Here is a 2,391-nt window from a genome sequence, read left to right as displayed (position 1 = left end):
CAGCACCTCAGCACCCCAGCACCCCAGCACCCCAGCACCCCAGCACCCCAGCAAACTCCACCCACCAACGAATCCCGCCCGGCGACCGACACGTCGCGAACTACCAGGCAAGGGTTGCCTGATGCGGTACTAGCTGACGTCGGCCTCGGGAACGTCAACGCCGCGCGGGCTCAGATGCTTGGTGAGGAAGAGCAGTGCGTCGTCCGTCTCGAACTGTGGCAAGTCCCCGTGTCCGCCGGAGTGGGCATGCAGGGTCTTCTCTGCCGAGCCGAGGGCGTCGAACAACGCCAGGCTCTGATCACGCGGCACGCGCTCGTCGTCCCACTGCACCAGGAACTGCACCGGCACGCTGATCCGCGCGGCCTGGTCCGCGTTGGCGTGTGCCCCGCCCAAGCCGAACACGGCCGCGCGTACCCGGGGCTCGGCGGCGACGAACGGGACGCCGAGACCGCAGCCCAGCGACACGCCCCAGTAGCCGACCGGGGCCGGGCCGAGATGGTGCTGGACCGCGTCCAGCACGGCGCGCCACTCCGGCACGGTCTGCTGTGCGACGAGCACGTGGAACTCGGCCATCAGCTGAGCCGGGTGCTCCCCCGCCGCCATGCGTGCCTGGCTCTGGGTGGCGATCCGGTTGTAGCGCTCGTGGACGGGCCGGTCGCCGTGGCCGGGCGCGTCGACCGCGACGACGGCGAAGCCGCCCTCGGTCACGAAGCGCCGGGCGCGGGCGACGATCTCAGGGGCCTGCTTGTGTCGGTCGCCACCGTGCCCGAGCAGGATCAGCGGGCGCGGGCCGGTGGCGCCTTCCGGCGTCCACAGAACGCCGGGGAGGTCGTCGCGGCCGGGAGTCCCGTCGAGGATGAAGGGTTGTTCGGTGACGCCGTCGGACGACGTCTGAGAGGTGAAGCGCATAGCGTTTCCCACCTGTTGGAAGCCTTGTGCGGGCGCTCCCTAGGCCATGCGCGGGAGGGAGCTCCGACCTGTCATAGCGTTGATCGGACTCACCTCCTCAGGTCGGCACGGTGCACGGCGTCGCCGAAGGTATCACGGACGCCGGCACTGGATCACTTGAGTTCGGCCGCCGCCCACTCCAGCACGTCCGGCAACGCGGCCGCGGCCACCGGCGCCCACATCGAGCAGGTGCCGACCCCGGCCTCCGCCAGGCGGCCGAGCTCCTCGACGATGCTTTCCCTGCTCGGCCGGTCGCCGCCGAGCAGCGGGCCCGGGGACTTGCCGGACAGCTCGAAGCCCGGCGGGACCAGCATGCTGACGATGGTCACCTCCAGGGTGTCCGGGTCGCGGCCGGTGTCCTCGGCGAGTTCGGCGAGGCGGGCGCGGGTGGCGGTGACGGCCTCCGGGTCGCCGGAGCCGTGCCAGGCCGTGCCGAATCGCAGGGCCCTGCGAAGTGCCGCATCGCTGCCCCCGCCGACCCAGATCGGCGGGCCGTCCGGGGTGCGGGGCGGCATACCGAGACAGACCTCTGATTCGCCACGCCACAGCGCGCGCATGGTGGCCAGGCCGGCGTCGGTGCGCTTGCCGCGCCCGGTGAAGGGGACGCCGACCGCGTCGAACTCGGCCCGGTCCCAGCCGGTGCCGACGCCCAGGACGAAGCGGCCGCCGCTGACCGCGTCCAGGGTCGCGGCCTGGTGGGCGACGACGACCGGCTGGTAGAGCGGGGCGATCAGGATGCTGGTGGCCAGCCGGATACGGGAGGTCGTACCGGCGATCGCGGACAACAGGACCATGGGATCCGGCGACAGGCCGAGGTCGCCGGCCAGCAGGTGGTCGCCGACGATGACGTGGTCGAAGCCGAGCCGTTCGACGCGGCGGGCGGTGTCCAGGACACCGGTGAGGTCGGCGGGATCGGTGGGCCAGAGGCGATGCGGTGCGAATCCGATGCGCATGACCGCAAGCGTAGGTGCGCTACTTCCCCCGCAGCCCGATCGCGTTCCCGTCCTTGTCGAGCAGCACACACACCCGCGCCCCCGGCGCCACCTGCTGCGGCGCGGTCCGCTCGGTGGCACCGGCCGCGAGCAGCGTCTCGCGCGTCCCGTCCAGATCGTCCACGTCGACGTAAGCCACCGGCCCGCCCTGCACATCCCCCGGCGCCAGCGCCACCTCGAACCCGCCGACGTTGTAGCCGACGTAGTACGGCTGGTCGGTGTGCGGGGCACCGAGCAGCGCGGTGTAGACGGCCTTCGCGGCTTCCAGGTCGGAGACCGGGATCACTTGGCTGCGGATCGCTGTGGTCATGGCGGGGTCCTTCCGGCGGGGGCGGCGTTGTTCGGTCCGTTATCGGAAGCTACCCGGGTGCGTGGCGGGGTCGCGGGAAATGCCGTCCGTCCAGGTGAAGAGGTACTTGTCACCCCCGTCGCCTACCATCGACCCCATGAC

3 protein-coding genes are annotated in these 2,391 nt (G+C 71.8%); all 3 read right to left on the bottom strand.

Translation table 11 applies throughout. The annotated features are described in order from the left end of the window. Positions 1-129 precede the first annotated feature (129 nt). The 3 genes from KGQ19_RS48320 to KGQ19_RS48310 all read right to left on the bottom strand — a co-directional run bounded on the left by KGQ19_RS48320 (position 130) and on the right by KGQ19_RS48310 (position 2,250). Entirely contained in the window at positions 130-909 is a 780-nt protein-coding gene (locus KGQ19_RS48320; protein ID WP_212022339.1) for a dienelactone hydrolase family protein, read from the bottom strand. A 152-nt stretch (positions 910-1,061) separates the two neighbouring features. Continuing rightward, positions 1,062-1,901: a TIGR03619 family F420-dependent LLM class oxidoreductase gene (locus KGQ19_RS48315; RefSeq protein ID WP_212022337.1), complete on the bottom strand. Its 840-nt coding sequence runs from the start codon at positions 1,899-1,901 to the stop codon at positions 1,062-1,064. Positions 1,902-1,920: 19 nt separating this feature from the next. Continuing rightward, positions 1,921-2,250 (bottom strand): VOC family protein, encoded by a 330-nt coding sequence (locus tag KGQ19_RS48310; protein ID WP_194927139.1) that lies wholly within the window; start codon positions 2,248-2,250, stop codon positions 1,921-1,923. Positions 2,251-2,391: the final 141 nt, after the last annotated feature.

This window comes from Catenulispora pinistramenti (assembly GCF_018274385.1).
Lineage (GTDB): Bacteria > Actinomycetota > Actinomycetes > Streptomycetales > Catenulisporaceae > Catenulispora > Catenulispora pinistramenti.
The sequence above is the reverse complement of the archived record's forward strand: the minus strand, read 5'-3'. Positions and strand labels throughout refer to the sequence as shown.